This is a genomic window from Pseudomonas sp. NyZ480, from assembly GCF_029537255.1.
Lineage (GTDB): Bacteria > Pseudomonadota > Gammaproteobacteria > Pseudomonadales > Pseudomonadaceae > Aquipseudomonas > Aquipseudomonas taiwanensis.
Genome location: NZ_CP120626.1, coordinates 1,392,732 through 1,419,106 on the forward strand (window position 1 = coordinate 1,392,732; position 26,375 = coordinate 1,419,106).

At 63.2% G+C, this 26,375-nt stretch carries 27 protein-coding genes; 9 read left to right on the forward strand and 18 right to left on the reverse strand.

The window, feature by feature from the left end; translation table 11 throughout:
- Window positions 1-40 precede the first annotated feature (40 nt).
- From P3R38_RS06270 to P3R38_RS06280, 3 genes are all read left to right on the forward strand, one after another.
- A complete protein-coding gene (locus P3R38_RS06270) occupies window positions 41-481 on the forward strand; it encodes a YkvA family protein (RefSeq protein WP_023379210.1) in 441 nt (146 codons plus the stop codon).
- Window positions 482-581: 100 nt separating this feature from the next.
- Window positions 582-920: a helix-turn-helix transcriptional regulator gene (locus tag P3R38_RS06275; RefSeq protein WP_023379211.1), complete on the forward strand. Its 339-nt coding sequence runs from the start codon at window positions 582-584 to the stop codon at window positions 918-920.
- The gene (locus P3R38_RS06280; RefSeq protein WP_023379212.1) at window positions 917-1,285 is read left to right on the forward strand and encodes a hypothetical protein; all 369 of its coding nucleotides are present in this window, start codon (window positions 917-919) and stop codon (window positions 1,283-1,285) included. The genes P3R38_RS06275 and P3R38_RS06280 overlap by 4 nt, the downstream gene beginning before the upstream one ends.
- On the opposite strand, the gene P3R38_RS06285 is transcribed toward P3R38_RS06280, so the two are convergent.
- Together P3R38_RS06285 and P3R38_RS06290 are read right to left on the reverse strand one after the other, a co-directional pair.
- Window positions 1,267-2,223 (reverse strand): EAL domain-containing protein, encoded by a 957-nt coding sequence (locus P3R38_RS06285; RefSeq protein ID WP_277686915.1) that lies wholly within the window; start codon window positions 2,221-2,223, stop codon window positions 1,267-1,269. The two genes, P3R38_RS06280 and P3R38_RS06285, sit on opposite strands and share 19 nt — an antisense overlap.
- Window positions 2,224-2,341: 118 nt before the next feature.
- Window positions 2,342-4,423 carry a carboxy terminal-processing peptidase gene (locus P3R38_RS06290; protein ID WP_023379217.1) on the reverse strand — a complete coding sequence of 694 codons (2,082 nt, stop codon included), beginning with the start codon at window positions 4,421-4,423 and terminating at the stop codon, window positions 2,342-2,344.
- Window positions 4,424-4,566: 143 nt separating this feature from the next.
- On the opposite strand from P3R38_RS06290, the gene P3R38_RS06295 reads away from it, so the two are divergent.
- Entirely contained in the window at window positions 4,567-5,529 is a 963-nt protein-coding gene (locus tag P3R38_RS06295; RefSeq protein WP_023379218.1) for an NAD(P)H-quinone oxidoreductase, read from the forward strand.
- Window positions 5,530-5,634: 105 nt separating this feature from the next.
- Here P3R38_RS06295 and P3R38_RS06300 read toward each other — a convergent pair whose 3' ends face one another.
- The 6 genes from P3R38_RS06300 to P3R38_RS06325 all read right to left on the reverse strand — a co-directional run bounded on the left by P3R38_RS06300 (window position 5,635) and on the right by P3R38_RS06325 (window position 10,926).
- Window positions 5,635-6,288 carry an HAD family hydrolase gene (locus P3R38_RS06300; RefSeq protein ID WP_023379219.1) on the reverse strand — a complete coding sequence of 218 codons (654 nt, stop codon included), beginning with the start codon at window positions 6,286-6,288 and terminating at the stop codon, window positions 5,635-5,637.
- 12 nt (window positions 6,289-6,300) lie between these two features.
- A complete protein-coding gene (locus tag P3R38_RS06305) occupies window positions 6,301-7,290 on the reverse strand; it encodes an ABC transporter ATP-binding protein (RefSeq protein ID WP_023379220.1) in 990 nt (329 codons plus the stop codon).
- Window position 7,291: 1 nt separating this feature from the next.
- Complete coding sequence (locus P3R38_RS06310; RefSeq protein WP_277686916.1) at window positions 7,292-8,086, reverse strand: ABC transporter permease; 795 nt, start codon at window positions 8,084-8,086, stop codon at window positions 7,292-7,294.
- Complete coding sequence (locus tag P3R38_RS06315; protein ID WP_277686917.1) at window positions 8,076-8,915, reverse strand: ABC transporter permease subunit; 840 nt, start codon at window positions 8,913-8,915, stop codon at window positions 8,076-8,078. The genes P3R38_RS06310 and P3R38_RS06315 overlap by 11 nt, the downstream gene beginning before the upstream one ends.
- Entirely contained in the window at window positions 8,912-9,718 is an 807-nt protein-coding gene (locus tag P3R38_RS06320; protein WP_277686918.1) for an alkaline phosphatase family protein, read from the reverse strand. The genes P3R38_RS06315 and P3R38_RS06320 overlap by 4 nt, the downstream gene beginning before the upstream one ends.
- A 149-nt stretch (window positions 9,719-9,867) precedes the next feature.
- The gene (locus P3R38_RS06325; RefSeq protein ID WP_023379225.1) at window positions 9,868-10,926 is read right to left on the reverse strand and encodes an ABC transporter substrate-binding protein; all 1,059 of its coding nucleotides are present in this window, start codon (window positions 10,924-10,926) and stop codon (window positions 9,868-9,870) included.
- A 328-nt stretch (window positions 10,927-11,254) separates the two neighbouring features.
- On the opposite strand from P3R38_RS06325, the gene phnR reads away from it, so the two are divergent.
- Entirely contained in the window at window positions 11,255-11,968 is a 714-nt protein-coding gene (phnR, locus tag P3R38_RS06330; RefSeq protein ID WP_023379226.1) for a phosphonate utilization transcriptional regulator PhnR, read from the forward strand.
- 37 nt (window positions 11,969-12,005) lie between these two features.
- Here the strand turns inward: phnR and P3R38_RS06335 are convergent, their stop codons facing one another.
- The 7 genes from P3R38_RS06335 to minC all read right to left on the reverse strand — a co-directional run bounded on the left by P3R38_RS06335 (window position 12,006) and on the right by minC (window position 18,584).
- Window positions 12,006-14,159, reverse strand: coding sequence for a mechanosensitive ion channel domain-containing protein (locus tag P3R38_RS06335; RefSeq protein WP_023379227.1), 2,154 nt, complete (start codon window positions 14,157-14,159; stop codon window positions 12,006-12,008).
- Between the two features lie 44 nt (window positions 14,160-14,203).
- Window positions 14,204-14,371: a hypothetical protein gene (locus tag P3R38_RS06340; protein WP_023379228.1), complete on the reverse strand. Its 168-nt coding sequence runs from the start codon at window positions 14,369-14,371 to the stop codon at window positions 14,204-14,206.
- Between the two features lie 138 nt (window positions 14,372-14,509).
- Window positions 14,510-15,799, reverse strand: a complete 1,290-nt coding sequence (locus tag P3R38_RS06345) for a M18 family aminopeptidase (protein ID WP_277686919.1) — start codon at window positions 15,797-15,799, stop codon at window positions 14,510-14,512.
- A 74-nt stretch (window positions 15,800-15,873) separates the two neighbouring features.
- Window positions 15,874-16,509 carry an RluA family pseudouridine synthase gene (locus P3R38_RS06350; protein ID WP_277686920.1) on the reverse strand — a complete coding sequence of 212 codons (636 nt, stop codon included), beginning with the start codon at window positions 16,507-16,509 and terminating at the stop codon, window positions 15,874-15,876.
- 147 nt (window positions 16,510-16,656) lie between these two features.
- Window positions 16,657-16,911: a cell division topological specificity factor MinE gene (minE, locus tag P3R38_RS06355; RefSeq protein ID WP_003252572.1), complete on the reverse strand. Its 255-nt coding sequence runs from the start codon at window positions 16,909-16,911 to the stop codon at window positions 16,657-16,659.
- Between the two features lie 3 nt (window positions 16,912-16,914).
- The gene (gene minD / locus P3R38_RS06360) at window positions 16,915-17,727 is read right to left on the reverse strand and encodes a septum site-determining protein MinD (RefSeq protein ID WP_023379230.1); all 813 of its coding nucleotides are present in this window, start codon (window positions 17,725-17,727) and stop codon (window positions 16,915-16,917) included.
- A gap of 98 nt (window positions 17,728-17,825) precedes the next feature.
- A complete protein-coding gene (gene minC, locus P3R38_RS06365; protein ID WP_027906883.1) occupies window positions 17,826-18,584 on the reverse strand; it encodes a septum site-determining protein MinC in 759 nt (252 codons plus the stop codon).
- 111 nt (window positions 18,585-18,695) lie between these two features.
- On the opposite strand from minC, the gene P3R38_RS06370 reads away from it, so the two are divergent.
- On the forward strand, window positions 18,696-19,631 hold the full coding sequence (locus tag P3R38_RS06370) for a lipid A biosynthesis lauroyl acyltransferase (RefSeq protein ID WP_023379232.1): 936 nt from the start codon (window positions 18,696-18,698) through the stop codon (window positions 19,629-19,631).
- A 53-nt stretch (window positions 19,632-19,684) separates the two neighbouring features.
- Window positions 19,685-20,827 (forward strand): patatin-like phospholipase family protein, encoded by a 1,143-nt coding sequence (locus P3R38_RS06375; RefSeq protein ID WP_277686921.1) that lies wholly within the window; start codon window positions 19,685-19,687, stop codon window positions 20,825-20,827.
- A 51-nt stretch (window positions 20,828-20,878) separates the two neighbouring features.
- Here the strand turns inward: P3R38_RS06375 and P3R38_RS06380 are convergent, their stop codons facing one another.
- Window positions 20,879-21,688, reverse strand: coding sequence for a VacJ family lipoprotein (locus P3R38_RS06380; RefSeq protein WP_023379234.1), 810 nt, complete (start codon window positions 21,686-21,688; stop codon window positions 20,879-20,881).
- On the reverse strand, window positions 21,681-22,979 hold the full coding sequence (locus P3R38_RS06385) for a serine protein kinase PrkA (RefSeq protein WP_023379235.1): 1,299 nt from the start codon (window positions 22,977-22,979) through the stop codon (window positions 21,681-21,683). Before P3R38_RS06385 ends, P3R38_RS06380 begins: the two co-directional genes overlap by 8 nt.
- Window positions 22,980-23,187: 208 nt before the next feature.
- Between P3R38_RS06385 and P3R38_RS06390 the strand changes: the two genes are divergently transcribed.
- Window positions 23,188-23,553 carry a hypothetical protein gene (locus tag P3R38_RS06390; protein WP_104882071.1) on the forward strand — a complete coding sequence of 122 codons (366 nt, stop codon included), beginning with the start codon at window positions 23,188-23,190 and terminating at the stop codon, window positions 23,551-23,553.
- 37 nt (window positions 23,554-23,590) lie between these two features.
- On the opposite strand, the gene P3R38_RS06395 is transcribed toward P3R38_RS06390, so the two are convergent.
- Window positions 23,591-25,156, reverse strand: a complete 1,566-nt coding sequence (locus P3R38_RS06395) for a beta (1-6) glucans synthase (protein ID WP_104882070.1) — start codon at window positions 25,154-25,156, stop codon at window positions 23,591-23,593.
- Between the two features lie 197 nt (window positions 25,157-25,353).
- Between P3R38_RS06395 and P3R38_RS06400 the strand changes: the two genes are divergently transcribed.
- Window positions 25,354-26,214, forward strand: a complete 861-nt coding sequence (locus tag P3R38_RS06400) for a glycine betaine ABC transporter substrate-binding protein (protein ID WP_041925443.1) — start codon at window positions 25,354-25,356, stop codon at window positions 26,212-26,214.
- The last annotated feature ends 161 nt before the right edge of the window (window positions 26,215-26,375 follow it).

The following is a 26,375-nucleotide window of genomic DNA, read 5'->3' on the forward strand; positions in this document are numbered from 1 at the left end:
CACAATAAATGTGGATAACCCATTCGCTGTTGGAGGCTCCATGAGCGCACCTTGGAATTTCGCCCGTTTCCTGCCCCTGGCCGAGCGCCTGCTCAGCCGTGGCCGGTTACCTGCGCTGCTGTTCGCCGTGGCCCGGAAGGGGCCGCGCCTGGGGCAATTGCGTGAGGACGTCAAACTCTTGCAGTCGCTGTGCCTGGCCTGGTGGCGCGGCGAGTATCGCGCTATCAGTCCCAGGGCTTTGGTCACGGTGGTGGCGGGGCTGCTGTACTTCGTCAGCCCTATCGATGCCATTCCGGACTGGCTGCTGGGCGTGGGTTTTCTCGACGACATCGCCGTGCTGGGCTGGGTGCTCAAGACCGTGGCCGATGAGCTGGCACGCTTCAAGGCCTGGCGTGACAGCCAGTCACCCGAGCGCCTGCGGGTGCTCGAACGCTTGCCAGATACCCCGCAAGCGCTGCGCCTGGAACGGAATAAGCACTGAAATCAACCTGATCTGCACAGACTCCCAAGCTTGGTAATATAATTGGCATAAGGATTATGCCTACGGATTACATGCCGTAATCCTACGTGAGGGGGTTGTAATGGGTATTCAGGTTATCAGCCGGGACGGTCAGCCCGAGTACGCAGTCGTTCCATGGGAGCAGTATCAGGCGCTGCTCAAGGCCGCCGGGCAGGCGCCAGCGGTCGCCAGCGTCGCAGCCAGCGAGGACGACAAACCGAGCGCCAGGCTGCCGGATTTCAGTGAGGTTGCCCAGTTGCGCCAGGCCAAGGGCCTGGCACCTGAGCAGTTGGCCCGTAATGTCGGCGTCAGTCCGGCGTATCTGGCCATGATCGAGTCGGGAGAGCGCCAGCCAGACGCTGCGATTCGCCGCGCTCTGGCCTGGCATCTGGGGGTGGCCGGCTGGAGCGAGCCATCATGAGTCAGGTCAGGATCAGCCGCCAGAATTGGGATCACCTGCTGAGCGAGCTTGACCTGGCCCGACGACAGCGCCACTTGCTCACCTACCGCGCCCTGATCGAGCGCCTGCAATTGCCCAGCCCGGCCATGCAGACACTGACCGCCGCGCTCGAGTACCTGGCCGTGCTGGATGCTCGCGCCGAGCAGCCGCTGCGCAGCTCGCTGGTGATCAGCCAGGGCGCCAGCCGACTGCCGCGCACCGGGTTCTTCGAATGCGTCGAGCGCCTGGGGCGGTTTTCCGGACCGGTAGATGGGATGGAGGCAGCCTCCTGGCATGCCTCGGAGGTGGTTCGGGTGTTCGAGTACGCTTACCCCGAAGAGGCGTGAGGTATCGGTACTGGCGCTATCGTCGGTACCGACATCACACTGCGATGAATCTGGCCGCAGGGTTTGCCATCCCCATCGAGCACCGCCAGTGTTTCAAGGTGGGCATGGCGGCGGAACGCATCGAGCATCTGCCCAACCGTCGCATTCAGGCTCACGCTGGGGCGTTCGCTCGAGCGCGTGTGCAAGGGCACCGGCAGGTTGTCCTTCATCCCAAACTCCAGCGGTCTCCCCAACAGATACCCCTGCACCAGGTCCACCCCCATCTCCATCAACACCGCCAGCTCTTCGGCCAGTTCTATACCCTCGGCGATCACCTGCGCCTTCGAGGCGCGGGCGATTTGCAGAATCGAACCGACGAATTCGCGCTTTAGCGGGTCGCAGTGGATACCGTCGATGAAATGGCGGTCGATCTTGACGTAGTCCGGGCGCAGTTCCGACCACAACCGCAGGCTCGAATAACCGGCCCCGAGGTCGTCCAGGGCAATGGAAAAGCCCATGTCGCGGTAATGGTGCAGCGCATTGAACAGCAGCTGGAAGTCATCGGTGGGCGTTTGCTCGGTCAACTCGATCACGACCCGGCTGGGCGACAGCCCCAGCTGTTCCAGCAGCTTGAGGGTGCGGCCGGACGGGTAGTGCGGTTCAAGCAGTGACTCCGGCGAGATGTTCAGGAACAACTTGCCTTCAAGGTTCTGCTCGCTGAAGCGGCGGCAGGCGCTTTCCCGGCAGGTGGCTTCCAACTCGGTCAGGCGGCCTGCCTGGCGGGCGATGGTGAACAGGTTAAGGGGCGAATGCAGCGGGCTGTTGGACGGGCCACGGCTCAAGGCCTCGTGACCGAAAATGCGTCCATCGTTGGGGCTGATGATCGGCTGGAACAGGCTGTGAATACTGCGATGAGCCAGGATGGCGCTCAAGGCACTGAGCTGTTCGGCGACGGTCATGACGGTTTCCTGAAAGTGAAAGGGCCGGACGTTTTCACGCCCGGCCCTCTTATTTCACGACAACCCGATGACTGTTTAATGACAGGTCGCATTATTCTGCCATTACCGCATCGTTCCCTCAGTGCTTGGCCACCGCCGAGCTCAGGCTCAGGTAGTCGAGCAGGATGCGACCGGTTTCGGACAGGTAGGCGTCATCTTCCGGCTTGGTGTTCTCCTCCTCGGCCGGCAGGGCGTCTTCATCCTCTTTCTTCAGCTCCTTGAGCGGTTCCTCACCCTTGGCCTTGCGGCGGATGTTCTCCAGCGCCAGTTGCTTGCCCTCGATCTCGTCGTGGCGGGCACGGCGTGTCTGCTCGTTGAGGCTGACGGTTTTCTCGTTCATCAGCTTCTGGGTCAGCGCCAGGCGGTCACGGATATAGGTGAACTCCGCATCCTTGGCGCTGCGTGCTTCATGCTGCGCCTTGAGCTGGGACAGGAACGGCTTGAACGGGTCGGCAGCAGGCCTGACCACCGGACGGATGGTGTCCCACGGCATAGCCTCGGGCAGGGCGCTCTCGCCGATTTCCTTGGTGTCGATGATCGACGGGTAGTCGATGTCCGGCAGCACGCCCTGGTGCTGGGTGCTCTGCCCGGAAACCCGGTAGAACTTGGCCAGGGTCAGCTTGAGCTCGCCATGGTTGAGCGGCTGGATGGTCTGTACGGTGCCTTTGCCGAAGGTCTGGCCGCCGATGATCAGCGCACGGTGGTAGTCCTGCATGGCGCCGGCGAAAATCTCCGAGGCCGAGGCCGACAGCCGGTTGACCAGCAGCGCCAGCGGGCCTTTGTAGAAGGCACCTGGGTTCTCGTCCTCGAGCACATCGACGCGGCCGTCACTGTTACGCACCAGCACGGTCGGGCCTTTCTCGATGAACAGGCTGGTCAGCTCGGTGGCTTCCTGCAACGAGCCACCGCCGTTGTTGCGCAGGTCGATGACCACGCCGTCGACTTTCTCTTTCTGCAGTTCGGTGAGCAGTTTCTTCACGTCGCGCGTGGTGCTCTTGTACTCGGGGTCGCCTGCGCGGTAGGCCTTGAAGTCCAGGTAGAACGCTGGGATCTCGATGATGCCCAGTTTGTACTCACGACCGTCCTGCTTGAGCTTGAGCACCGACTTCTTCGCCGCCTGCTCCTCGAGCTTGACCGCCTCGCGGGTGATCGAAACGATCTTGCTGGTCTGGTCGTTAGGCGCGTTGCTGGCCGGGATGATTTCCAGGCGCACCACCGAGCCTTTCGGGCCACGGATCAGCTTGACCACTTCGTCCAGGCGCCAGCCGACCACGTCGACCATTTCCTTGTTGCCCTGTGCTACGCCGATGATCTTGTCGGCCGGGGCCACCTGCTTGGTCTTGGCCGCGGGGCCAGCCGGTACCAGGCGCACGATCTTGACCTGGTCGTTGTCGCTTTGCAGCACCGCACCGATGCCTTCGAGCGACAGGCTCATGTTGATGTCGAAGTTCTCCGCGTTGTCCGGCGACAGGTAGTTGGTATGCGGGTCGTAGGACTGGGCGAACGTATTGATGTAGGCCTGGAAGATATCTTCGGCACGGGTCTGATCCAGACGCGCCAACTGGTTCTTGTAACGCTTGGTCAAGGTTTCCTGGATCTGCTTGGGATCCTTGCCGGCGATTTTCTGGCGCAGCACTTCGTCTTTCACGCGCTTGCGCCAAAGGTCATCGAGCTCGGCCTGGTTCTTCAGCCACGGTGCATCCTTGCGATCGACCAGCAAGGATTCGTTGGCAGTGAAGTCCATCTTGTCGACACCTTTGGCCAGTTCGGCCAGGGCGAAGTCCAGACGCTGTTTCACGCGGTCCAGGTAACGCTTGTAGATGGTGAAGCCTGGGTCGAGGTTGCCGCTCTTGAGGAAATCGTCGAATTGCGTTTTCCATTTGTCGAATTCGGCAATATCGGCCGCGGTGAAGTAGCTGCGCGCAGGGTCCAGCAGCTTGATGTAGCTGTCATAGATGATGACCGAGCGGGCATCGTCCAGTGGCGGTTTGCTGTAATGGTGCCGCTTGAGCAGCTCCACCACGTTGAGGCTGGCGACGATTTCGTCGCGGTCCGGCTGCAGGCTGTCCCACTTGTTGGCGGCCGCCGCATTGCCGCCGAGCGTAAGGCTACCCAGGCCAATCATCAGGGCCAGGGCGGTGCTTGGAAGGAAATGCTTCATGCTGATTCGACGTGGAGGCAATTGATCACGCATAGTAGGCCGTCTTTTCCGTTCGCCGGTTCCATCAGAGCCGGACGCATACTGCAAAAAGCCTGGGAAATGCTTGCCCAGGCTCAGTCATATGATTCAACTATGGAGGCACTGTGAAGGCATTGCAAGGCGTTGACGGACATGTGGCCTGGGTCGAGGCGCAGCGCCCGACCTGTGACGCCGGTCAGGTACGTATTCGCGTGGCCGCTGCGGGGCTGAATCGAGCCGATTTGCTGCAAATGAAAGGTCTTTACCCGCCACCGCCAGGCGCCAGCCCCTACATGGGCCTGGAGTGCTCGGGTGTGATCGAGGAAGTGGGTGCCGGCGCCGACTGGCGCATCGGTGACCGGGTCTGCGCGCTGTTGGCCAGTGGTGCGATGGCCGAGGAAGTGGTGGTCGATGCCCGCCATGTGCTGCCGGTACCCGAGGGCCTGAGCCTGCATGAGGCGGCGGCCCTACCCGAGGTGTACGCCACGGCCTGGCTGAACATCTTCCAGCTCGGTGCGGCCAAGGCCGGTGAGAAGGTGCTGGTGCACGCCGGGGCCAGTGGTGTGGGTTCGGCGGCAATCCAGTTGGGCAAGGCGTTCGGCAACCCTGTCTGGGTCAGCGTTGGCTCCCAGGACCGCCTGGCCTATTGCCAGGCGCTGGGCGCTGCAGGTGGCGTCGTGCGCAACGCGAACCTGGAAGACCTGGAAGGCTTCGGGCCGTTCGATGTGATCCTCGACCCGGTGGGCGCCAGCTATGGGGAGTTGAACCAGAAGCTGCTGGCCCGCGATGGTCGATGGGTGATCATTGGCCTGATGGGCGGGCGCAAGGTCGAGTTCGACCTGGCATTGGTGCTGGGCAAGCGTCTGCAGATCACCGGTTCCACGCTGCGTAACCGGGACGATGGCTTCAAGGCCGAGCTGCTGCGTGAGCTGCAACAGCAGGTGTGGCCGCTGTTTGCCGAAAAACGGTTGTCGCCGCAACTGGTCGACACCTACCCCGTGGAGTTTGCCCAGGCGGCCTATGCCGAGCTTGAGAGCAACCAGGTATCGGGCAAGCTGGTCATGGTGATCGACCCAAGCCTGGCCTAAGCAGGCTCTGCCCTTTCGCGGGTAAGCCCGCTCCCACAGGATAAACTGCGGTCCCTGTGGGAGCGGGTTCCACCGCGAGGAAGCTGGTACAGCTCACCTGGCGCTTCAGGCCCAGCTCAGTACCGGCCAGCCATTGGTCTGGGCATGCTCCCGCAATACCGAGTCCGGGTTCACCACGTGCGGGTAGTCCACCTTCAGCAGCAGCGGCAAATCGTTGCGCGAGTCTGAATAGAACGTCGCTCCTTCAAGATTCTCCTGCTCCTGGTCCAGCCACTCCAGCAGCCGCGTGATCTTGCCCTCGCGGTAGGTCAGCACCCCATGGGTCTTGCCGGTATACACCCCGTTCACCGCCTCCAGTTCGATCGCCAGGTATTCGTCTACCCCCAGCCGCGCCGCAATCGGCCCGACCAGATGGGTGCCCGAGGCGGAGATGATGAGAATACGGTCGCCACGCTTGCGGTGCTCGGCAATGCAGCGGCACGCATCGCCGAAGATGATCGGCTCAATCACGTCCTCGACCCAAGGCTCGACCAGGTGCTCGACCTCTTCCAGGGTGCGTCCGGCAATCGGCTCCAGGCTGAAGGCCATGTAGTCCTCCATCGCCAGGTGGCCTTTGCCGTAAGCCTCCATCAGTTCATGGTCGCGCTTGAGGAACGACGTGCCGTCGACCCAGCCGAGGCGGGCCATCTGCTCGCTCCATAGCGACGCACAGTCGCCGTGGATGAGGGTTTCGTCCAGATCGAAAATTGCCAATGCCATAGCGGTAATCTCCTAGGCCACTTCGCGCAGCGCCGTGGGGTCGATCGACAGCGAAACACGCTGGCCGTCGGCATGCAGATCCGCCGACGAACGATTGAGCACGTCCACCACCAGCTCCACATCGCGTACCTGGACCCGGTAGCGGATCACATTGCCGAGCAGGCTGTGGCTGCGTACCTCGCCGTCCAGATCGCCATCTGTGCCCAGGGTGATGGACTCCGGACGGATCGCCAGGCGGCTGTTCACCGGGCGCTGCAGCAGGCGGCTGGCGCTGTCGGCGTCCAGCAGGTTGTAATTGCCAATGAAGCCGGCGGCGAACAGGTCCACCGGCGCGGTGTAGAGGGTCTCGGCATCGCCGCTCTGGACGATGCGCCCCTGGTTCATCAGGAAGATGCGGTCAGACATCGTCAACGCTTCCTCCTGGTCGTGAGTGACGAAAATCGTCGTCAGCCCCAGTTCACGCTGGATGGCGCGGATCTGCTCGCGCAGGTGCTTGCGGATGCGCGCATCGAGCGCCGACAGCGGTTCGTCCAGCAGCAACAGGCGCGGCCGGGTCACCAGCGAGCGGGCCAGGGCCACACGCTGGCACTGACCACCGGAAAGCTGGTGCGGGTAGCGCCCGGCGAAACTGCCCAGCTCCACCAGCTCCAGGGCTTCGCGCACCCGAGCCTGGCTTTCTTCGGCGCGGACCTTCTGGATACGCAGGCCGAAGGCGACATTCTGCTCCACGGTCATGTTGGGGAACAACGCATAGCTCTGGAACACCATGCCGATCCCGCGCTTCTGCGGGCTCAAGGGCACCAGGTCCTGGCCATCGAGCAGGATCTTGCCGCTGTCCACCGGGGTCAGCCCGGCAATGCAGCGCAGCAGGGTGGACTTACCGCATCCGGACGGACCGAGCAGGGTGACGAACTCGCCACGTTCGATCTGGCAGTCGATGTCGTGGAACACCGGGCTGCCGGCGTAGCTTTTGTGCAGTTTCTGTACGCTGACGAAGCTCATGTCAGGTTTTGTCCTTGTTCAGTCGGTTGGCGACCCAAGTCAGTACCAGCACGAAGGCGAAGTACGAGATCACCAGCGCGCTGTTGAAATGGCCGCTGCTGTTGCGCATGTTGTTCAGGTATACCTGCAAGGTCTCGTAGCGCGTGCCCACCAGCAGGTTGGCGAACACGAATTCGCCGAACAGGAACGAAAACGACAGCAGCAGCGCCACCATCAGGCCTTTGCGCAGGTTCGGCAGTACTACCAGGAACGCCGCCTGCCAGGTACTGGCACCCAGCAGTTGCGCGGCGTCCATCAGGTCGCGCAGGTTGATGGCCTGCAGGTTGTTGGTGATGGCCCGGTACATGAAGGGCAGGGCGATGGTGAAGTAGCAACCGATCAGGATCCACGGCGTGCCGACCATCGCCATCGGCCCGCTGCCATACAGCTGCAGCAGCCCCACCGAAGACACCACCGGCGGCACCGCGAACGGCAGCAGGATGAGGATGTTCATCAGCGCGTCGAGCTTGGGGAAGTGGTAATGCACCACGAACAGCAGCGGCAGGATCAGCACCACCGACAGCACCAGCGCACCGATGCACACCAGCAGCGACTGGCCGAAGGCGGCCAGGAAACGCGGTTCGCTCCACAGCGCTACGTACCACTTCAAGGTCAGGCCACTGGGCAGCAGGCTGGCCGACCAGCTGGTGGCCAGCGAGTAGAGCAGGGTGCCGGCCAGCGGCAGCAGCAGGATGAGAAACAGCAGGTACACCACGACGCGGTGGTAGAGGCTGCTGCGGGCAGATTCAGCGCGCATGGTAGCTCCTTTTCAGCAGCCATTGATGGACCACGGTCACAAGGGTCATCAGCCCCACCAGCACCATCGCCAGGGCACTGGCCAGGTTCGGGTCGAGGGTGATGTCACCGGCCACCAGCGCCGCGATGCGGATCGGCAGCACGTTGAAGTTGCCGGTGGTCAGGGCGTAGACCGTGGCGTAGGCGCCCAGGGCGTTGGCCAGCAGAATGACGAAGGTGCCCAGCAGTGCCGGGGTCAGCACTGGCAGGCCGATGTGTCGCCAGTACTGCCAGTGGCTGGCGCCGAGCAACGCGGCCGATTCGCGCCAGTCCTCGCGCAGGGCGTCGAAGGCGGGGTAGAGCAGCAATACGCCCAGCGGGATCTGGAAGTAGGTGTACACCAGGATCAGGCCGCTCTTGGAATAGATGCTGAAGTCCTCGAGCAACCCGACCTGCTTGAGCAGCAGTGTCAGCGCACCGTTGAAGCCGAGCAGGATGATGAAGGCGAAGGCCAGGGGTACCCCGGCGAAGTTGCTGGTCATGTTGGCGAACGCGCTGACGAAGTCGCGCAGGCGCGAGTCCACCTGGCGCAGCGAGTAGGCACCGAGTGTAGCGACAACGATGCCGAACAGGCTCGACCAGAAGCTGATTTCCAGGCTGCGCTGCAATGCTTGCAGGTAGAACTTCGACGCGAACACTTTGCTGAAATTCTCCAGCCCCCAGCCGGCTTCCGATTGCACGCTGTTGAGGGCGACCCAGCCCAGCGGGGCGATCTGGAACACGATGAAGAACACGGCGAACGGCAGTAGGCAGAGCAGGGCCAGGTAACGACCGCGATGGCTGGCATTCACTTGAGAAGCTCCCGGCACACGGGTTTGTCGTGGGGGGCACCCAACAGTTCGCAGAGGGTTCCGCACAGCTCGGTCTGCAGCGGCTTGGCCGCCGGGTCGAGGCTGAAGGCTTCGCCGAAGACGAACAGCGGCACTTCGCGTTCCTCGGCCAGCAGGCCATTGTGCGAGCGGTCGTTGTTCATGCCGTGGTCGGCGGTGACCACGACCTGGTAGCCCTCTTCGAGCCAGCGTGGCAAGTAGTCGGCGAGCAGGATATCGGCCGAGCGGGCAGCGTTACGGTACTGGCTGCTGTCCAGGCCATAGCGGTGGCCGGCGTCGTCGATGTTCATCGGGTGCACCAGCAGGAAGTTGGGCGCATGGCGGCGGCGCAGGTACTCGGCGTCGGCCAGCAGGTGCGAGTCAGGGTAATGGTCGGCCCAGTAGAACAGGCCGTGCTGGATCGGCAGCTTCGGCGCATGGGTGTGGCGGTCGCGCAGCGGGTCGAACGGCGAACGGTTGTACAGCTCGCTTATCCAGTGGTAGGCCGCCGCCGCCGTGCCCAGTCCCGCCTCGCGGGCATAGTGGAACACACTGCGCTGGTTGGACAGCCGGTTGACATTGTTGTGCACGATGCCGCTCTCGATGGGCGGAACACCGGTGAGGATGCACTCGTACAACGGCCGCGACAGCGAGGGCAACTCGCATTCCACGCGGTACAGCGCGGCGCGGTCGGCTTCGACGTAGGCATGCAGGTGACCCATGGCATGGTAGGCCACCTGATGGTTGAGGCCGTCGAGCAAGACCAGTATGACGTTGTGGTTCATTCAACACTCCAGGCAAGGGACCGGGGAGGACCATGCCCTCCGATCGCCGCTCCCACAGGCTTCCCGTCGTCCGCTGGGGCGACGCAACGACCTGTGGGCGCGGCCGTGCGTCGCGACGGGCCGCATAGCGGCCCCAGACAGCGAGTGCCTCACTCCATCTCGATGATCACTTGTTCCTGCCACATCTGCGGCAGTTTCTTCGAAGTCGCCTCCCAGGCCTCGGCGTTCTTGATTGGCTGGGCCGCCTTGTACTGCTCGTTCGGCAGCAACTTGGCCTGCACATCTTCCGGCAGCTTCAGGTGCTCGGCACGGATCGGCCGTGCATGGCCCTTGGCCAGGTTGATCTGCCCGGCATCGCTGAAGATGTATTCACGCGCCAGCTTGGCGGCGTTGGGGTGCTTGGCGTACTTGTTGATGATCGTGGTGTAGCCGGAAATCACCGAGCCATCGGACGGTATCAGCACTTCGAAACGCTTGGGGTCGATCTGCTCGCGGTAGCTCAGACCATTGAAGTCCCATACCACGCCCACTTCCACCTCGCCCTTCTCCAGGGTCTGGATGGTCGGGTTGGCCAGCGACAGGCGTTTCTGCTGGGCCAGCTTGGTGAACAGTTGCAGGCCCGGGGCCAGATTGCTCTCGTCGCCTTTGTAGGCAATCGCCGCAGCCAGCACGCCGTTGGCCGCTTGGGCCGCGGTACCGACGTCGCCGATGGCGACCTTGTACTTGCCTTTTTCCAGGTCATGCCAGGAGGTTGGGCGTTCGCCTTCCTTCACCAGGTCCTTGTTGATGATGAACGCGATGGTGCCGGTATAGGCCAGGGCCCAGTGGCCGTCCTTGTCCTTGGCCCACTCCGGTACCTGGTCCCAGGTGCTTGGTTTGTAGGGTTGGGTTACGCCCTTGGTGGTGGCGATGGGGCCGAAGGCGGCCCCGACGTCACCAATGTCGGCGCTGGCGTTGTCCTTTTCGGCTTCGAACTTGGCGATTTCCTGGGCCGAGCTCATGTCGGTGTCGCTGTGCTTGAGACCGTACTTGCTGGCCAGGTCTTCCCAGGTGCCTTTCCAGTTGGCCCAGGCATCGGGCATGCCCACGCTGTTGACGGTGCCTTCCTTGCGGGCGGCCTCTTCCAGGGCCTTGAGGTCCGCGGCCATGGCCGAGGTGCAAAACGCGATGGCCGAACCGAGCAGTGACGCCATGAAGAACTTTTTCATCCGAAGCTCCTTGGGTGAGTGCTTAAGCGATCGTTGTTATGAGTGAAACCTGTGCTTGAGGACCGTTGGTCTAGGTCAGCAAACCTTGAGCCAAGGTAGGCTGCTTGCGTGACAGTTTGATGTTGGGGAAGGCCGGTTTGGGCTGGCGTGGCTTCCTGGAACTACAGCGTAGACCAGATGGCGGCCCTGAATTTGCTGGCTTGGCCCGGATCTGGCAACGCGCTGTCAAAGCCTTTGTCACAGGATGTTCATCAGTCCTGCCTAGGCTTGCACTATTCTCCAGATGCCCTGTTATGGGGCTGGACTAGTCCAGATAGGTAACCATTTGATGCAGTCGACGCCACCGCGTGCGGTAACAGCCATCTGTCACGCCCTGCAGGAGCAGATCGAGCACGGCCTGCTGGCGCCGGGTGGCAAGCTGCCGGCGGAACGCAAGCTCAGCGAGGTGTTTGCCACCACCCGCATCACCCTGCGCGAGGCCTTGGTGCAGCTCGAAGCCCAGGGGCTGATCTACCGGGAAGAGCGGCGCGGCTGGTTCGTCGCCCCGGAACGACTGACCTACGACCTGATCGAACGCAGCCACTTCCACGCCATGGTGCGGGAGCAGGGCAGAGAGCCGCGAACCGAGTTGTTGTCGGCACGCTTGCAGCCCGCATCGGCCGCCATCTGCGCCCGCTTGCGCTTGCCAGCGTTGTCCAGTGTGGTGCGCATCTGCCGTTTGCGGCGCATCGATGGGCGTGCGGTGCTGTATGCCGAGCATTACCTCAACCCCAAGTACTTCCCCGATATCCTCGAGCAGGACCTGGCCCAGTCGCTCACTGAAATCTACGGGCGGGTATACGGGATCCGCTATGGGCAGGTCTGCTTCGAGATCTTGCCAACGGCCTTGCCAGTGGATGCGGCCAGCGCGCTGAAAGTGTCCGCGGGCAGCCCGGGGCTGCACATCACCCGGGTCAACAGTGACCAGCATGGGCACCTGATCGACTGTGACCTGGAGTATTGGCGCCACGATGCGATTCGCATTCGGGCGCAGGCGGGGTAGGCGGTGGCCCTTTCGCGGGTTTACCCGCGAACAGGCCCTAACTGGAAGCGCTGGCCTCGCTGACGCCACCCCCGCCTGCCGTCACCACCTGTACCGACAGCCGCGGCGTCGCCAGGTCCAGCCCCGCCTCGTCCAGTTGCCGTTTCAACGCCAGGTTGAATGCCCGCGACACTTCCCACTGCTTGATCGGCGCGGTCTTGAACCGCGCCCGTAGAATCGCCGAGCCAGACTCGAAGCTCTCGACACCCTGCAACTCCAGCGGCGACCAGATGTTACGGCGCATCAGCGGGTCGTTGCGCAGCTTCTGGCCTACCTCGCGGATCAAGCTGATGGCCTGGTCGATGTTCATGCTGTGGGGAATGGCCACACGGAAAATCGCATAGCCGAACTCCCGCGAGTAGTTCTTGATGCTCTTGATCTCACTGAAGGGAATGGTGTGCACGATGCCGTCGATGTCCCGTAGGCGCACGGTGCGGATGGTCAGGCCTTCCACGGTGCCCAGGTGCCCGCCGACGTCCACGTAGTCATCGATGGCCAGCGAGTCCTCGATGATGATGAACAACCCGGTGATCAGGTCGGCCACCAGCGATTGGGCGCCAAAACCGATGGCCAGGCCAATCACACCGGCACCGGCCAGCAGCGGGGTGACGTTCATGCCCATGTTGGCCAGGGCCACGATCACCGCGATGATGAAAATGGCCACGAACATCACGTTGCGGATCAGTGGCATCATGGTTTGTGCACGGGCGTTGGCCATGCCCCGGCGCGAGCGTACCAGCGCGTGGTGCACGGCGGTATCGGCCAGGATCCAGACCAGCCAGGCGGCAATCAGCGTACCGGCCAGGCCCAGCAAGCGCAGGCTGACCTCGTGGCCCTCGCCCTCGGCGAACCCGATCATCGACAGGCCCCACACCCGAAGGCCCAGCTCGATGAACAGCAGCCAGATGAACAGATGCACCAGGGCATAGCCGAAATTGCGCAGTCGCTCGGTGTAGACGGCCTGGCGTTTGTTGGCGCGTTTCGGGTTGGCCGCGTGGCGGCGCACCAGGCCGTTGAGCACCATGCATACCACCACCAGTACGGTGCACATCAGCGACTGGCGCAAGGCAGTGCTGGTGTCGCCGGCCGAGACGAAGGTGGCGAACAGCGAAATGGCCACCAGGATCAGCGCCGGGATGAACCAGAAGCTGCCGAGGATCTCGATGGTATCGCTGAGGGTGCGCCGGGTCAGGCGCCGGGACAGCGGTTGGTTACGGATCAGGTGGGCGATCGGGCGTCGGAAGCGCAGGATGAACAGCCCGGTGCACAATGCCGCGATCACGTTGGCCAAGGTCGCCAGGGCGTGGGCCAGGTGGCTGCCCAGGGCGGCGGTCAGGCGAGGGTCGCTCATCGCCTCGCCGAACGCGGCGAAACTGCCGATCAGCCACAGCGGGCGGAAGGCCTGGTGACGCAGGATGTGCAGCGCGCGGTGGCGGTGCGGGCCGTCGAGCAGCGAAAAGGCGATGACGCAGATGGCCGAGAAACAGGTGCCTACCACCAGTGCGTAGGCCAGGACCATGGCCATCGACTTGCCCAGCGAGGGGGGCAGGGCAAAGCTCAGGTAGACGGTGAAGATCAACGCGACCAGCCAAGGTCCGAGTTTGCGCAAGGCAAAACGCACCAGGTCCCAGGTGCGCGGGTGGTGGGGCAGTTCCTCGGTCAGGCCAAAGCGCACGCGCACGCGGTGGCCAATCCAGTTGAAGGCATAGGCCAGCAGGCTCCACACCGCGATGACGGCGGCAAAGCCAAACAGGATGGCGGGCCACTGGTGCACCGGCACCATCAGTGCCGTCAGCTCGGCCTGGGCCTGGTCGATCTCCTGGGACCAGCGATTGAACGGGCTGGCATCGCCGCTGAACTGCTTTTCCAGATCGTGCAGCGCACCGCCAATCAGCCCCAGCACGCCTTGTTCCACGGTGGGTTGCGACTGTTTCGTGGCATCGCGCAGTTTTTTCAGGTCGGCCAGCAGTTTGGCCCGCTGCTGGTCGTTCTCCAGGTTCTTGATGACCTCGTCCAGCGACTTGGCCAAAGGTTCGCTGGCTTCGGGTTGCGCGCTCGCGCTCGAACCCAGCAGGCCGGGAAGCCCAGCGGCCTGGACCGGGGTGATGAACAGAAACAGCAGGAAGGTCAGGCAACGCAGGAGGGCAGGCACCGGTAAATCTACCTCAGGTCAAACGATTGACCGAGTGTAGAGGTTTATGACGGCAGTTGCTCCAGGATCTTCCAGCAGGTGAGGCCGAAGATGCCAAGGGTGCCGATCCACATCATCAGTACACCGATGTTGCGCTCGCGCAGGCTGAAGCCGATGGTCAGCAGCATCAGGAACAGGAAGACAGGGACGAACAGGGACAGGAAGGGGGACATGGACAGCAATCCTTGTGCTTTGGGGCATGTCTTAAGCATAGCGGTTCAAGCGGGTTGGGGCTTGATCTTGAGCAGGTCCGGGCTGATCGCCGACAAGCCTCGTCCTGTGGGATCGTGCTTGCCGGCGATGTGTCTGGCTCAGGGCAATTCGCGGCTGCGGTAGAACGCCGTCAGTACCTTCACCAGGTGCGCCAGGTCATGGCTGCCGCACAGCTCGCGGATCGAGTGCATGGCGAAGGTCGGCAGGCCGATGTCGACCGTGCGTACACCCAGATGGCTGGCGGTGATGGGGCCGATGGTCGAACCACAACCCATGTCGCTGCGTACCACGAAACTTTGTACCGGTACTTCCTCGGCCATGCACAGGTGGCGGAAGAAGCCGGCGGTTTCGCTGTTGGTGGCGTAGCGCTGGTTGTTGTTGACCTTGATCACAGGGCCGGAATTGAGTTTCGGGCCATGGTTGCCATCGTGCTTGTCGGCATAGTTGGGGTGTACGCCATGGGCATTGTCGGCCGAGACCATCAGCGAGCGCTGGAGGGTGCGCACATAGTCGTCACCGTCGGGCAGCAGGCGCTGCAGGGTCTGCTCCAGCATCGGGCCGTCAGCGCCGCAGGCCGAGCACGAGCCAACTTCCTCGTGGTCGTTGCACACCAGTACGCAGGTTTCGTCGCTGTCGGCGGCCAGCAGGGCCTGCAGGCCGGCGTAGCACGACAGCAGGTTGTCCAGGCGGGCGCCGGCGATGAAGTCGCCGTTCAGGCCGACCAGTGCGGCGTCCTGGGTGTCGTAGAAGCTCAGTTCGTAATCCAGCACCACGTCGGCATTGAGGTCGTGCTCGCGGGCCAGCTGCTCGGTGAGTACGGCGCGGAAGTCGATACGCTCGTCGCCCGCCACCTGAGCCAGGATCGGCGGCAGTTCGTTCTGCGGGTTGATCGCCCAGCCCTCGTTGGCGGTGCGGTTCAGGTGGATCGCCAGGTTGGGGATGATCGCGATCGGCAACTTGAAGTCGATCAGTTGGCTTTCGACCTTGCCGTCGCGGCGGAAGGTGACCCGCCCAGCCAGCGACAGGTCGCGGTCGAACCACGGGGCCAGCAGGGCGCCGCCGTACACTTCGACGCCCAGTTGCAGGAAGCCCTGGCGCTGCAGCTCGGGCTGCGGCTTGACCCGCAGGCAAGGGCTGTCGGTATGGGCGCCGACCATGCGGATACCGCCCAGCAGGGGCGATTGCTTGCCCAGCTTGACGGCGATGATCGATGAGTCGTTGCGGGTTACGTAGTAGCGCCCACCAGGCACGGTGGCCCAGCTGTCGCGTTCGTCCAAGCGCTGGTAGCCGGCCGCCTCGAGGCGCTGGGCCAGGCTGGCGGTGGCGTGGAAGGGCGTCGGGGAGGCCTTGAGGAATTCGATCAGGCCGGCATTCAGGGAATCGCGCATAACTCACTCCAGACAGCAGTGGCGCGAGTTTAGCGCAGATGGATCACAAATGGTGTCTGCCCAGAAGGCCTGATTCAGAATGGCGCCGGGCACTCGAACTTCAACCGCTCTCCGGAAACCGGGTGGGTGAAGCTCAGCATCGAGGCGTGCAGGCACAACCGATCATGGGCCGCCAGCGCCTCGGGGTTGGCGTACAGGCGGTCGCCCAGCAATGGATGCCCGATCGACAGCATGTGCACGCGCAACTGGTGCGAGCGCCCGGTGATGGGTGTCAGCTCCACCCGGCAATGGTCCCCACGACGCTCGATGATGCGCCAGAAAGTCAGGGCATGCTTGCCCTGCTCATGGTCGACCACGTGGCGCGGCTTGGTGGGCGGGTCGTAGCGCAGCGGCAGGTCGATGCTGCCGCTGTCCAGCGCCGGCTGGCCCCAGCACAGTGCGGTGTAGGCCTTCTCCGTCTCGCGGTCGTGAAACTGGCGAGACAACTCGCGATGGCTGTCGGCGTCGCGGGCGAGCAGGATGATGCCGGAAGTTTCCCAGTCCAGGCGATGAACGATCAGTGCATCCGGGTAGCCGTTTTCCTGCAGGCGGGTGATCAGGCAGTCCTTGTTGTCCTCGGCACGGCCTGGCACCGACAGCAGCAGGGTCGGTTTGTTGATGACCAGGATGGCGGCGTCTTCGTGAAGGATCTGGATGTTCGACAGCGGCATTGCGGGGTCTCTGTGAAAGCGGGGTAAACCATTGGGGCCACCTTGCGGCCCATCGCCAGCAAGCCGGCTCCTACCGGTTGGGTGTAGGAGCCGGCTTGCCGGCGATGGGCTGCAAAGCAGCCCCAATGATCACAACCCGATGCCGAATCAGCGATCCGGCAGGGTGATGTTCAGTTCCAGAATCGAGCAGCTACCCTGGTTTTCCAGCTCGATGTGCACATCGTCGTTGCCGATGTTCACATACTTGCGGATCACTTCGAGCAGTTCTTTCTGCAGGGCCGGCAGGTAATCCGGCTCGCTGCGCTGGCCGCGCTCATGCGCCACGATGATCTGTAGACGCTCTTTCGCTACCGACGCGCTGGTCTGTTTCTGTCTGCCACGAAAGAAGTCAAAAAGGTTCATGGTTTACTTGCCTCCAAACAGGCGCGCGAAGAATCCTTGCTTCGGCACTTCGATGAACCGCAGGGGCTTTTCTTTGCCCAGCAGACGGTCGACGGTATCGCTATAAGCCTGGCCGGCATCGCTCTGGTCATCGAGGATGACCGGGATACCCTGGTTGGAAGCCTTGAGCACCGCCTGGGACTCGGGGATTACACCCTTGAGTTTGATCGCCAGGATCTCTTCGACGTCGGCGATGCTCAGCATTTCGCCTTTTTCCACGCGCTCGGGGTGATAGCGGGTGATCAGCAGGTGTTCCTTGATCGGCTCTTCACCGTTCTCGGAGCGGCGCGACTTGCTCGACAGGATGCCCAGCATGCGGTCGGAGTCACGTACCGAGGAAACCTCTGGGTTGGTCACCACGATGGCTTCGTCGGCGAAGTACATGGCCAGGTGCGCGCCTTTCTCGATACCGGCAGGCGAGTCGCAGATGACGAAGTCGAACTGCTCCTTGAGCTCCATCAGCACCTTTTCCACGCCTTCCTGGGTCAGCGCGTCCTTGTCACGGGTCTGGCTGGCGGCCAGCACGTACAGGTTCTCCAGGCGCTTGTCCTTGATCAGGGCCTGCTGCAGGTTGGCTTCGCCGTTGACCACGTTGACGAAGTCGTACACCACGCGGCGTTCGCAGCCCATGATCAGGTCGAGGTTACGCAGGCCCACGTCGAAGTCGACGATGACAGTCTTGTGGCCACGCAGTGCGAGGCCGGTACCGATGGCGGCGCTGGTAGTGGTCTTGCCCACTCCCCCCTTGCCGGAAGTAACCACGAGAATCTTGGCCAAGGTGTTTCACCCCTAAATTAAGTCGGGACGCGGGTCCCTGCAAAATACAAAAAACGGCAACGCACAAAATGTTGCCTAAAAATGTCGGCAAGTATCCGTTAAAGACGGGTGATGTTCAACACGTCGCCAGACAGGCTGACCTGCACACCCGAGCCCCACAGCGGGTCGCGGCGCAGGTCTTCGCAAACCTTGTATTGGCCAGCGATCGAGACCATTTCGGCGGTCATTTGCTGGCAGAAGATACGCGCCTTGGTGTTGCCCTTGATACCTGCCAGGGCACGGCCGCGCATGGCGCCGTACACATGGATGTTGCCATCGGCGAGAAGTTCCGCACCTGGGCTGACCGAACCTGTGACCACCAGGTCGCCGCCCTGGGCGTAGATCTGCTGGCCGCCACGCACCGGCGAGGTGACGATGCGGGTCGGGCGCACCTCTGGCTCGGGCGGTGGCGGCGGGGCAGGGGCCGGCTCGGGCTTCTTCACTTCGGGCTCGGGCTCGAGCGGTCGCTCGCGGGCCCCGGAGGGCGGCAGCACCGGCAGGTCGATGGCGATCGCCGCGGCGATGTCCTCGATACGGCTGGCACGAATCGCCAGGGTACGCAGGCCATGGTGGCGACAGATGCGCATCAACCCAGGCAGGTCGATCGCCCCTTCGTCGGCCGGCAGCTTGTCCAGCGCCAGCACCAGCGGCGTGTTGCTGAAGAAATTCGGGGCCTGAGCCACTTTCGCCGCCAGCTGGCGATCGAGGGCTTCGAGGTCGTTGCGCCCCAGTTCCAGCACAGTGATGGCGAGCATGCTGCCCTTGAGCTGGAACACGGTGGGGGTGTCGGGTGTGTGGTTTGGGCTCATGGTCTGCATAGACGGCTTGTTGCGAAAAAAGTGCCCTGACTTATAACGATAAGACCGGTTGGCCGCAACCGGCGGCGAACCGATGTAGAATGCGCGCTCTTTGTCTTGCCGGAAGCTTCAATGGAACGCCCGCGTTTTCGACCCTATTTCCTTCACCCGCGATTCTGGGGCCTGTGGCTGGGCCTGGGCCTGCTGTGGCTGGTGGTGCAGCTGCCCTACCGTGCCCTGTTGTGGCTTGGCAGTGCCCTGGGCGCGCTGATGTACCGGGTGGCCGGTGAGCGCCGGCGCATTGCCGCACGCAATCTGGAGCTGTGTTTCCCGGAGTTGTCGGACGACGAACGGCGGCGTCTGCTCAAGGCCAACTTCGCCTCCACCGGCATCGCATTCTTCGAAATGGCCATGAGTTGGTGGTGGCCGAAGGCCAGGCTGGCTCGCCTGGCGCACATCGAGGGGATCGAGCACTTGCAGGCAGCCCAGCAGGCGGGCCAGGGCGCGATCCTGATGGCCGTGCACTTCACCACCCTGGAAATCGGCGCCGCATTGCTCGGCCAGGCGCACACCATTGACGGCATGTACCGCGAGCACGGCAACCCGCTGTTCGACTATATCCAGCGTCGCGGTCGCGAGCGTCACAACCTCGATTCGCTGGCCGTGGAGCGTGAGGATGTGCGCGGGATGCTCAAGTTGCTGCGTTCGGGCCGGGCGATCTGGTACGCACCGGATCAGGACTACGGCGCCAAGCAGAGCCTGTTCGTGCCGCTGTTCGGCATTCCGGCGGCAACCGTGACCGCCACCACCAAGTTCGCCCGCCTGGGCAAGGCGCAGGTCATTCCCTTCACCCAGAAGCGTCTGGAAGATGGCAGCGGCTATCGTCTGGTGGTGCATCCACCGCTGGCCGATTTCCCTGGTGAAAGCGAAGAGGCGGATTGCCTGCGTATCAACCAGTGGGTCGAAAGCGTGCTGCGCGAGTGCCCCGAGCAGTACCTGTGGGCGCACCGACGCTTCAAGTCGCGCCCTGAAGGTGCGCCACGGCTGTACGACAAGAAAAAGCGCTGACCTCCCGTGTGGCCAGTTCCGGCGATTAAGGTCAGAACAGACAGGATGAATCGATGACCTCAACCACAGGCCTGATCCTTTCCGGCGGCGGTGCCCGTGCTGCCTATCAGGTCGGTGTGCTGGCCGGCATCGCCGAGCTGCTGCCACCCGGTGCGCCCAATCCGTTCCCGGTCATCGTCGGCACCTCGGCCGGCGCCATCAACGCCGTGACCTTGGCCAGTGGCGCCACCCGCTTCACCGAGGCGGTGCACCGGCTCACCGCATTCTGGCAGAACCTGCGCAGCCACCTGGTGCTGCGCAGCGACTGGCCTGGCGTCATCCGTCAGGCCAGCCGTTTTGTCGCGCACAACCTGATGGGGCTGGGAGGGCCGGTGCCGGTCGCGCTCCTGGACAACCGACCCCTGCAGCGCCTGTTGCAGTCGCACTTGGACCTGGATGGCATCGGCCATGCCCTGGCCAGCGAACAGCTGCGCGCCGTGGCGGTCACCGCTTTCGGCTATGAGTCAGGGCAGGCAGTGACCTTCTACCAGGCCCGTAGCACCATCGAGTCGTGGTTGCGTCATCGACGCATCGGTGTGCCCACGCCCCTGACCATTGAGCATCTGCTCGCCAGCGCGTCTATCCCGTTGCTGTTCGCGCCGGTAAGGCTGGGGGACGAATACTTCGGTGATGGAGCGGTACGTCAGTCCGCCCCTATCAGCCCGGCCCTGCACCTGGGCGCCAGCCGGGTGCTGGTGGTGGGGGTCAGCGGCAACCCCCAGCGGCCGGCACCGCCCCTGCCGACCCAGCGCGTGTTCAGTGGCCAGCAGCCCAGCTTGGCGCAGATCGGCGGGCACATGCTCAACAGCACGTTCATCGACAGCCTGGAAGACGATATCGAGCTGCTCCAGCGCCTCAATTACCTGAGCCGCCTGTTGCCGGCCCACCTGGACGCGCGGCGCCTGGGCCTGGCGCCGATCGATGTGCTGGTGGTGGCGCCCAGCCAGCCGCTGGACGAGATCGCAGCGCGGCATCGGCGTGAACTGCCTGCGGCTTTGCGGCTGTTCCTGCGCGGGCCGGGCGCGACCCGGACCAGCGGAGCGGGGGTGTTGAGTTATCTGCTGTTCGAGGCCAGTTACTGCAGTGAACTGATCGAACTCGGGCGGCGGGATGCGCTGGCCAAGAGCAAGGAACTGCGCCAGTTCCTCAACCTCTGAGCCATCGCGGCCGGCTTGCCGGCGATCGGGCCGCACGCGGCCCCTGCTCTGTCACTCCGCTATCTGCAGCTTGCGCGCCTGGGTATACACATACCGCACCTTTTCATACTCGAACGGCGAGTTCAGCTGGCCATAGCGGAATTGGGTGGTGTAGCGCTTGTCCACCACACGCAGTGCCAGGATTTCCGGGTGGTCCGTACTGGCCTCGGCAACGTTCAGGTAGTTGGCCGCCTGCTCGCCAACGTAGTCCACTACCTGCCCCGTGGTGTCGCGCAGGTTCGAAGGCCCGAGGATCGGCAGCATGATGTAAGGCCCGTCAGGCACGCCATAGAACCCCAGGGTTTGGCCGAAGTCTTCGCTCTGACGCGGCAGGCCCATCTTGGTTGCCGGGTCCCATAGCCCGCCGACGCCGATGATGGTGTTGAACATCAGCCGCGCGGTGATCTGCGCCGAGCGCTTGACCTTCAGCTGCAGCACGCTGTTGGCCAGGTTCGGCACATCACCCAGGTTGTTGAAAAAGTTGCTCACGCCGGTACGCACGAAGCTTGGGGTGACGTAGCGGTACCCGTCGACCAGCGGCAACAGCACCCATTGGTCGAAGCGGTAGTTGAAGTGGTAGATGCGCCGGTTGATCGACTCCAGCGGGTCATAGATGTTCAAGGCTTCCAGGGTCGAGCGCTCGAATTCGCGCTGATCGAGCCCAGGGTTGAATTTCAGTTCGCGCAGCGGGTCGAGGAAACCATCGGACTCGGGGGTCACGACCGGGTCGGCCTCGATCACGCTGGCTCGCGGCGCGCGCTCTGCCGCCAGGGTGTTGCCAGCAGCGAGGAGGGCGCAGACAAGCAGCAATTTCTTAACCACGGAAGAACTCCAGCATGGCGTCGCTGTTGACGCGGTAGTTGAGGTTGCCGCAATGGCCGCCATGGGGGTAAAGGGTCAGGCGATCACCGAACACCCTGCGCAGGAAACCGATATCGCCTGGGCCGAGGATGACATCGTCGGCATTGTGCATCACCGCGATCTTATCGTTGTTGCGCAGGTAGTCTTCCAAGGCATAGAGGCTGGCCTGGTCGATCAGTTGCAGGATGCTGCCGCCGTCGGTGCGTGCCCGCCACATGGGAATGACCTGCTCGGTCAGGTAGCAGTCGAAGTCGCATTGCAAGGCGCGCTTGAAGAACGGCGTCAGGCTGCTGCCCTCGGTGATCGGGAACTTCGGCGGAATGATCAGGCCACGGCGGTTGATCAGGTCGGAGGTGAAGGCGATGTCGGCTGCCGAGAAACGGAACGAGGTGCCGATCAGCATGGCCATCTGTTCGTTGGACAAGTGCTGGCGTGACTGCTGGAAGTCGTACAGCAGGGCATCGTTGAGGTCGATGTAGCCTTTTTCCTGGAAGTAGCGGGTGAGCTTTTTCAGCATCAGTTCATAGAATGTGGTGCTGCGGTTGATGCCTTTGACCTGGGTCTGCACCAGTTTGTCCAGGTTGTTGATCGAGGTATACAAGTTGACCGGCGGGTTGAGCAGCAGCACGCGCTTGAAGTTGAAGCTGCGGCGGGTTTCGTCGAGGTGGCTGACGAACGCTGCGTCCAGTGCACCGAGGCTGTAGCCGGTGAGGTAGAAGTCCTTCACTGGCAGGCGCGGGTGCTGCGCACGTACCGCCTGCATGACCCGGTACATGTCCTCGGCGTCTTCCTGGCTGACGCCCGGTGTGGCGAAGCGCGAGGCGGCGCTCATGAAGTCCCAGCTGGTGGGCGACGACAGTTGCACCACATGGAAGCCGGCTTGGTAGAACAACTTCTTCAAGTACTCGTTGATGCTGCTGGAGTAGGGCGCGCCGGTGCCGGCGATGATGAAGATCAGCGGCGCTTCGCGGTCCTGGCGGGCCAGGCGGTACTTGAGTTTCTTCACCGACCAGAAGTTGTCGGGCAAGGTGAATTCGCGCTCGGGGCGCAGGTTCAGGCTGTAATCGGCCTGGTTGATGTCATCGTCGCTGGGCAAGGCCGGGCGCTGCTCGGGCGGCGTGGTGGCGATGGTGGCCTCGAACGGGTTGGTCAAGGGGTAGCCGTAGCTCGCGGCGTCAATATCACGCGCCGACGCGGCCACAGCCATGAGCAGGCCGCAGAGCAGGGCGGCAAGGCGCAAAGGTCGAAGCATGTGTTCCCCCAGAAAAGCGCAAGGTAATTCGGTACGCAGGCTAGGACCACGTTATCCGGGGCAAAGTTGCCCGGTGCGGTGGTCTTTGTCGCCCCAGATGTTATGGCGATGCAGGTTCTGTGCACCTTAGCTGTCGGGTTGTGATTTTGCCTTAGTCCTAGGCCTGGGCGATCATGAAGACCCTCGATTACCGCTATTGGAGAACTGGATGTCTCGTTCGTTGCCGGCCATTGTGCTGCTCACGGCGCTGGCCTTGTGGCTGGCTGCAAGCTACGGCGTGCGCTATGGGTTGATGGAAGACAGCCAATGGGTCGGACTGTGCTCGGCGCCTGGCGAGTACTGGCAGTGCCAGGCGCGCGCGTTGCTGGGGTTGGGGATCCATTACCAGCTACTGGCCTGGGCCGGGCTGGGCCTGGCGTTGCTCGCCCAGGTGGTGCCGGGCAGGGCGGGCTGGTGGTTGGCGGTGCTGGCACTGCTGTTCGGCATTCCGGCTTTGGTGTTGTATACCGCCAGCATGGCGGTGTTCGCCGTGGTTTTGGCCGGGTTGCGGTTGGTACGGCGGGGTAGGGATTGAGATGCGCAAGGGTTGAATGCCAAGGTGGGCTGCAGTTTCACGCCTTCCTAAGCCGCAGGCTGCGCCACAACGCGCCCACCATCAGCACACTCACCACCGCCCAGCTCCAGGCCTGCTGGTTTTCAAGCCCTTCCCTGAACAGCTGCGGCGCCACGCCAGCACCCACGATCAACGCCAGCAAGGCCGCTTCCGCCCGCGCCGTTGCCACTGGCCGCAGCAGGTACACCACCGCCGGCAAAGCCAGCGCGGCGGTGGGGAAACTGCGGTAGCGTGGGTCGAACACCATCGCCAGCATGCTGACCGCCGCTGCGAAACCTGCAGCGAGCAACAGCCATCCGGCGCGCGCCTGCAACCAGGCGAACAGCCGCGCTCGCCAGCCTTCGTGGCGCGTCAGCGCCAGCACACCGTGCACCAGCACCAGCAGGTTCAGCGCAGCCAGCAGTAAAGCCCACACCCATTCACCGGCAAACCGAGCATGGGTGCGCATCAGCTCGCCCCACAGCCCCAGGCAGGCTGCACCGAACGCAGCCAGTAGCGGCAGCAGAAAAGCCGCCTCAGGCGTCGCAGGGCGCCCGGCCAGCAGTAGCAGGGCCGCCATCAGCACCCCGCAAGCCAATAGCCACTGCGGCCAATAGGGCAGGTTGCTCACGGGCCCTTCCAGCACGCCTTTGTCCTGCCGGTCGGCGTCGTAAAGCCCCCAGTAACCTCCCACCGCGCCCTCGCTGGCGCGCTTCCAGGGCTGGTCGAAGGCCTCGATGAGGTTGTAATCCCAGCCGTTGGCCTCAGCCATGGCGACGAAACCGCGGATGAAGCGTGCTTCGTTGACCCGGCTGGGCACGGCGGTTTCCCGTTGGCGGCCTTCGCTGGGCCAGCCGGTTTCGCCTATCAGGATGTTCTTGGGGGCGAAGCGGTTGCCGAACACGCGGCGTACCTCGGCAACATGGGCCAGGGCATCGTCTATGCCGCGTGGGTCATCTTCCCAATAGGGCAGCAGGTGAATGGTCAGGAAGTCCACTGCAGGTGCCACCTGTGGATGCTGTAGCCAGAACTCCCAGACATCGGCGTAGGTCACCGGCACCTTGACCTGGGCCTTGACCTTGGCGATCAACCCCGCAAGCCGTTCACCGGTGACCTCCTTGCGCAGCAGCGCCTCGTTGCCGACGATCACCGCGCTGACCACATCGGGGTTGGCGTTGGCCGCCGCGATGAGCAAGTCCACCTCCTTTTCGGTGTCCACCGGATTGGCGTTGACCCAGGCCCCAAGCATCACCTTCAGGCCGTGTTTGCGGGCCAGTGCAGGAATGGCTTCAAGACCGGTCATAGAATAGGTGCGGATGCACTTGAATCGTTCAGCCAGCAGCGCCAGGTCGGCGTCCATCCGCGCCGGGCGCAGGCGAAATGGCTGGTCGAAAGGGGACTGGTCCTTGTCGAAAGGGGTGTACGAGGCGCACTGCAGCTTGTGCGTGGGGCTCGCCGCATCGGCCAGGTGCACCGGCTTGCCAAGCCCGTACCAGAGCGCCCCAAGCCCGATGAGGGCCAGCAGGCAGGCAAGCAGGTATACAGGCAGCGTCCAGCGGGCAGCAGTGGGCATCAGGCGGTCCATCGTCAGGCACAAAAGGATAGATAGTAGCCTGGCGCCAATGCTTTGGCATGCAAGGATCGCGCAGAGCGGTGCAGAGATATGGCGCTAATGGCGAAGTGCTGTCGCATATGGTTCGGGTAAAGGTCGCAGATGGAGCAGGGGTGCCTGTGTGGCAGGCAGATGATGCAATCTCCAAGACCTGACGAGGGAATGCTTTGATGGCTACTTTTACAAAAATGCGTCGTTTCCTGGGCGTGGGCACCGCCATGGTATTGGCCATGAGCGCGGCTCAGGCAATGGCCAAAGAAGTCAGCATCGGTTACGTGGATGGGTGGGCCGACAGCGTGGCTACAACCAACGTGGCCGCCGAAGTGATCAAGCAAAAACTCGGCTATGACGTGAAGCTGCAGGCCGTGGCCACTGGCATCATGTGGCAGGGCGTGGCCACCGGTAAGCTCGATGCCATGCTGTCGGCCTGGTTGCCGGTGACCCATGGCGAATACTGGGCCAAGAACAAGGACAACGTGGTCGACTATGGCCCGAACTTCAAGGATGCCAAGATCGGCCTGATCGTCCCCGAGTACGTCAAGGCGGTGAGCATTGGCGACCTCAAGACCGATACTTCCTTCAAGCAGAAAATCGTCGGCATCGACGCCGGCTCCGGTGTGATGCTCAAGACCGACCAGGCCATCAAGGACTACGACCTGACCGGTTACAAGTTGCAGGCCAGTTCGGGCGCGGCGATGACCGCGGAACTGGGCCGTGCCTATGCCAAGCAGCAGTCCATCGCCGTGACTGGTTGGGTGCCGCACTGGATGTTCGCCAAGTGGAAGCTGAAGTTCCTTGAAGATCCGAAAGGCGTCTACGGCGCTGCCGAGACCGTCAACAGCATTGGCAGCAAGGAACTGGCCACCAAGGCACCGGAAGTGGCGGAGTTCCTGAAGAAGTTCAACTGGCAGTCCAAGGACGAGATCGGCGAGGTGATGCTGGCGATCCAGGAAGGGGCCAAGCCTGAGGCAGCGGCCAAGGATTGGGTCGCCAAGCACCCAGAGCGGGTCAAGGAGTGGACTGGCAAGTAATCACGGGTAGGGGGAGGTGCTTGCCGTTGATCCTTGAGCGCCTGTGAGATCGAGCGCCGCCCGCGCGGCGCATCGCGAGCAAAGCTCGCTCCTGCGTTTGTTTCGGGCCAATCGCTCGTGTGGGTCTGCGCGCAATGACAGACCTCCCTGGCCGTGAACCC

Coding starts and splice junctions, on each gene's coding strand:
- P3R38_RS06270 (WP_023379210.1), top strand. CDS start 41: ATGAGCGCACCTTGGAATTTCGCCCGTTTCCTGCCCCTGGCCGAGCGC.
- P3R38_RS06275 (WP_023379211.1), top strand. CDS start 582: ATGGGTATTCAGGTTATCAGCCGGGACGGTCAGCCCGAGTACGCAGTC.
- P3R38_RS06280 (WP_023379212.1), top strand. CDS start 917: ATGAGTCAGGTCAGGATCAGCCGCCAGAATTGGGATCACCTGCTGAGC.
- P3R38_RS06285 (WP_277686915.1), bottom strand. CDS start 2,223: ATGACCGTCGCCGAACAGCTCAGTGCCTTGAGCGCCATCCTGGCTCAT.
- P3R38_RS06290 (WP_023379217.1), bottom strand. CDS start 4,423: ATGAAGCATTTCCTTCCAAGCACCGCCCTGGCCCTGATGATTGGCCTG.
- P3R38_RS06300 (WP_023379219.1), bottom strand. CDS start 6,288: ATGGCATTGGCAATTTTCGATCTGGACGAAACCCTCATCCACGGCGAC.
- P3R38_RS06305 (WP_023379220.1), bottom strand. CDS start 7,290: ATGAGCTTCGTCAGCGTACAGAAACTGCACAAAAGCTACGCCGGCAGC.
- P3R38_RS06310 (WP_277686916.1), bottom strand. CDS start 8,086: ATGCGCGCTGAATCTGCCCGCAGCAGCCTCTACCACCGCGTCGTGGTG.
- P3R38_RS06320 (WP_277686918.1), bottom strand. CDS start 9,718: ATGAACCACAACGTCATACTGGTCTTGCTCGACGGCCTCAACCATCAG.
- P3R38_RS06325 (WP_023379225.1), bottom strand. CDS start 10,926: ATGAAAAAGTTCTTCATGGCGTCACTGCTCGGTTCGGCCATCGCGTTT.
- phnR (WP_023379226.1), top strand. CDS start 11,255: ATGCAGTCGACGCCACCGCGTGCGGTAACAGCCATCTGTCACGCCCTG.
- P3R38_RS06340 (WP_023379228.1), bottom strand. CDS start 14,371: ATGTCCCCCTTCCTGTCCCTGTTCGTCCCTGTCTTCCTGTTCCTGATG.
- P3R38_RS06345 (WP_277686919.1), bottom strand. CDS start 15,799: ATGCGCGATTCCCTGAATGCCGGCCTGATCGAATTCCTCAAGGCCTCC.
- P3R38_RS06350 (WP_277686920.1), bottom strand. CDS start 16,509: ATGCCGCTGTCGAACATCCAGATCCTTCACGAAGACGCCGCCATCCTG.
- minE (WP_003252572.1), bottom strand. CDS start 16,911: ATGAACCTTTTTGACTTCTTTCGTGGCAGACAGAAACAGACCAGCGCG.
- minC (WP_027906883.1), bottom strand. CDS start 18,584: ATGCAGACCATGAGCCCAAACCACACACCCGACACCCCCACCGTGTTC.
- P3R38_RS06370 (WP_023379232.1), top strand. CDS start 18,696: ATGGAACGCCCGCGTTTTCGACCCTATTTCCTTCACCCGCGATTCTGG.
- P3R38_RS06375 (WP_277686921.1), top strand. CDS start 19,685: ATGACCTCAACCACAGGCCTGATCCTTTCCGGCGGCGGTGCCCGTGCT.
- P3R38_RS06385 (WP_023379235.1), bottom strand. CDS start 22,979: ATGCTTCGACCTTTGCGCCTTGCCGCCCTGCTCTGCGGCCTGCTCATG.
- P3R38_RS06390 (WP_104882071.1), top strand. CDS start 23,188: ATGTCTCGTTCGTTGCCGGCCATTGTGCTGCTCACGGCGCTGGCCTTG.
- P3R38_RS06395 (WP_104882070.1), bottom strand. CDS start 25,156: ATGGACCGCCTGATGCCCACTGCTGCCCGCTGGACGCTGCCTGTATAC.
- P3R38_RS06400 (WP_041925443.1), top strand. CDS start 25,354: ATGGCTACTTTTACAAAAATGCGTCGTTTCCTGGGCGTGGGCACCGCC.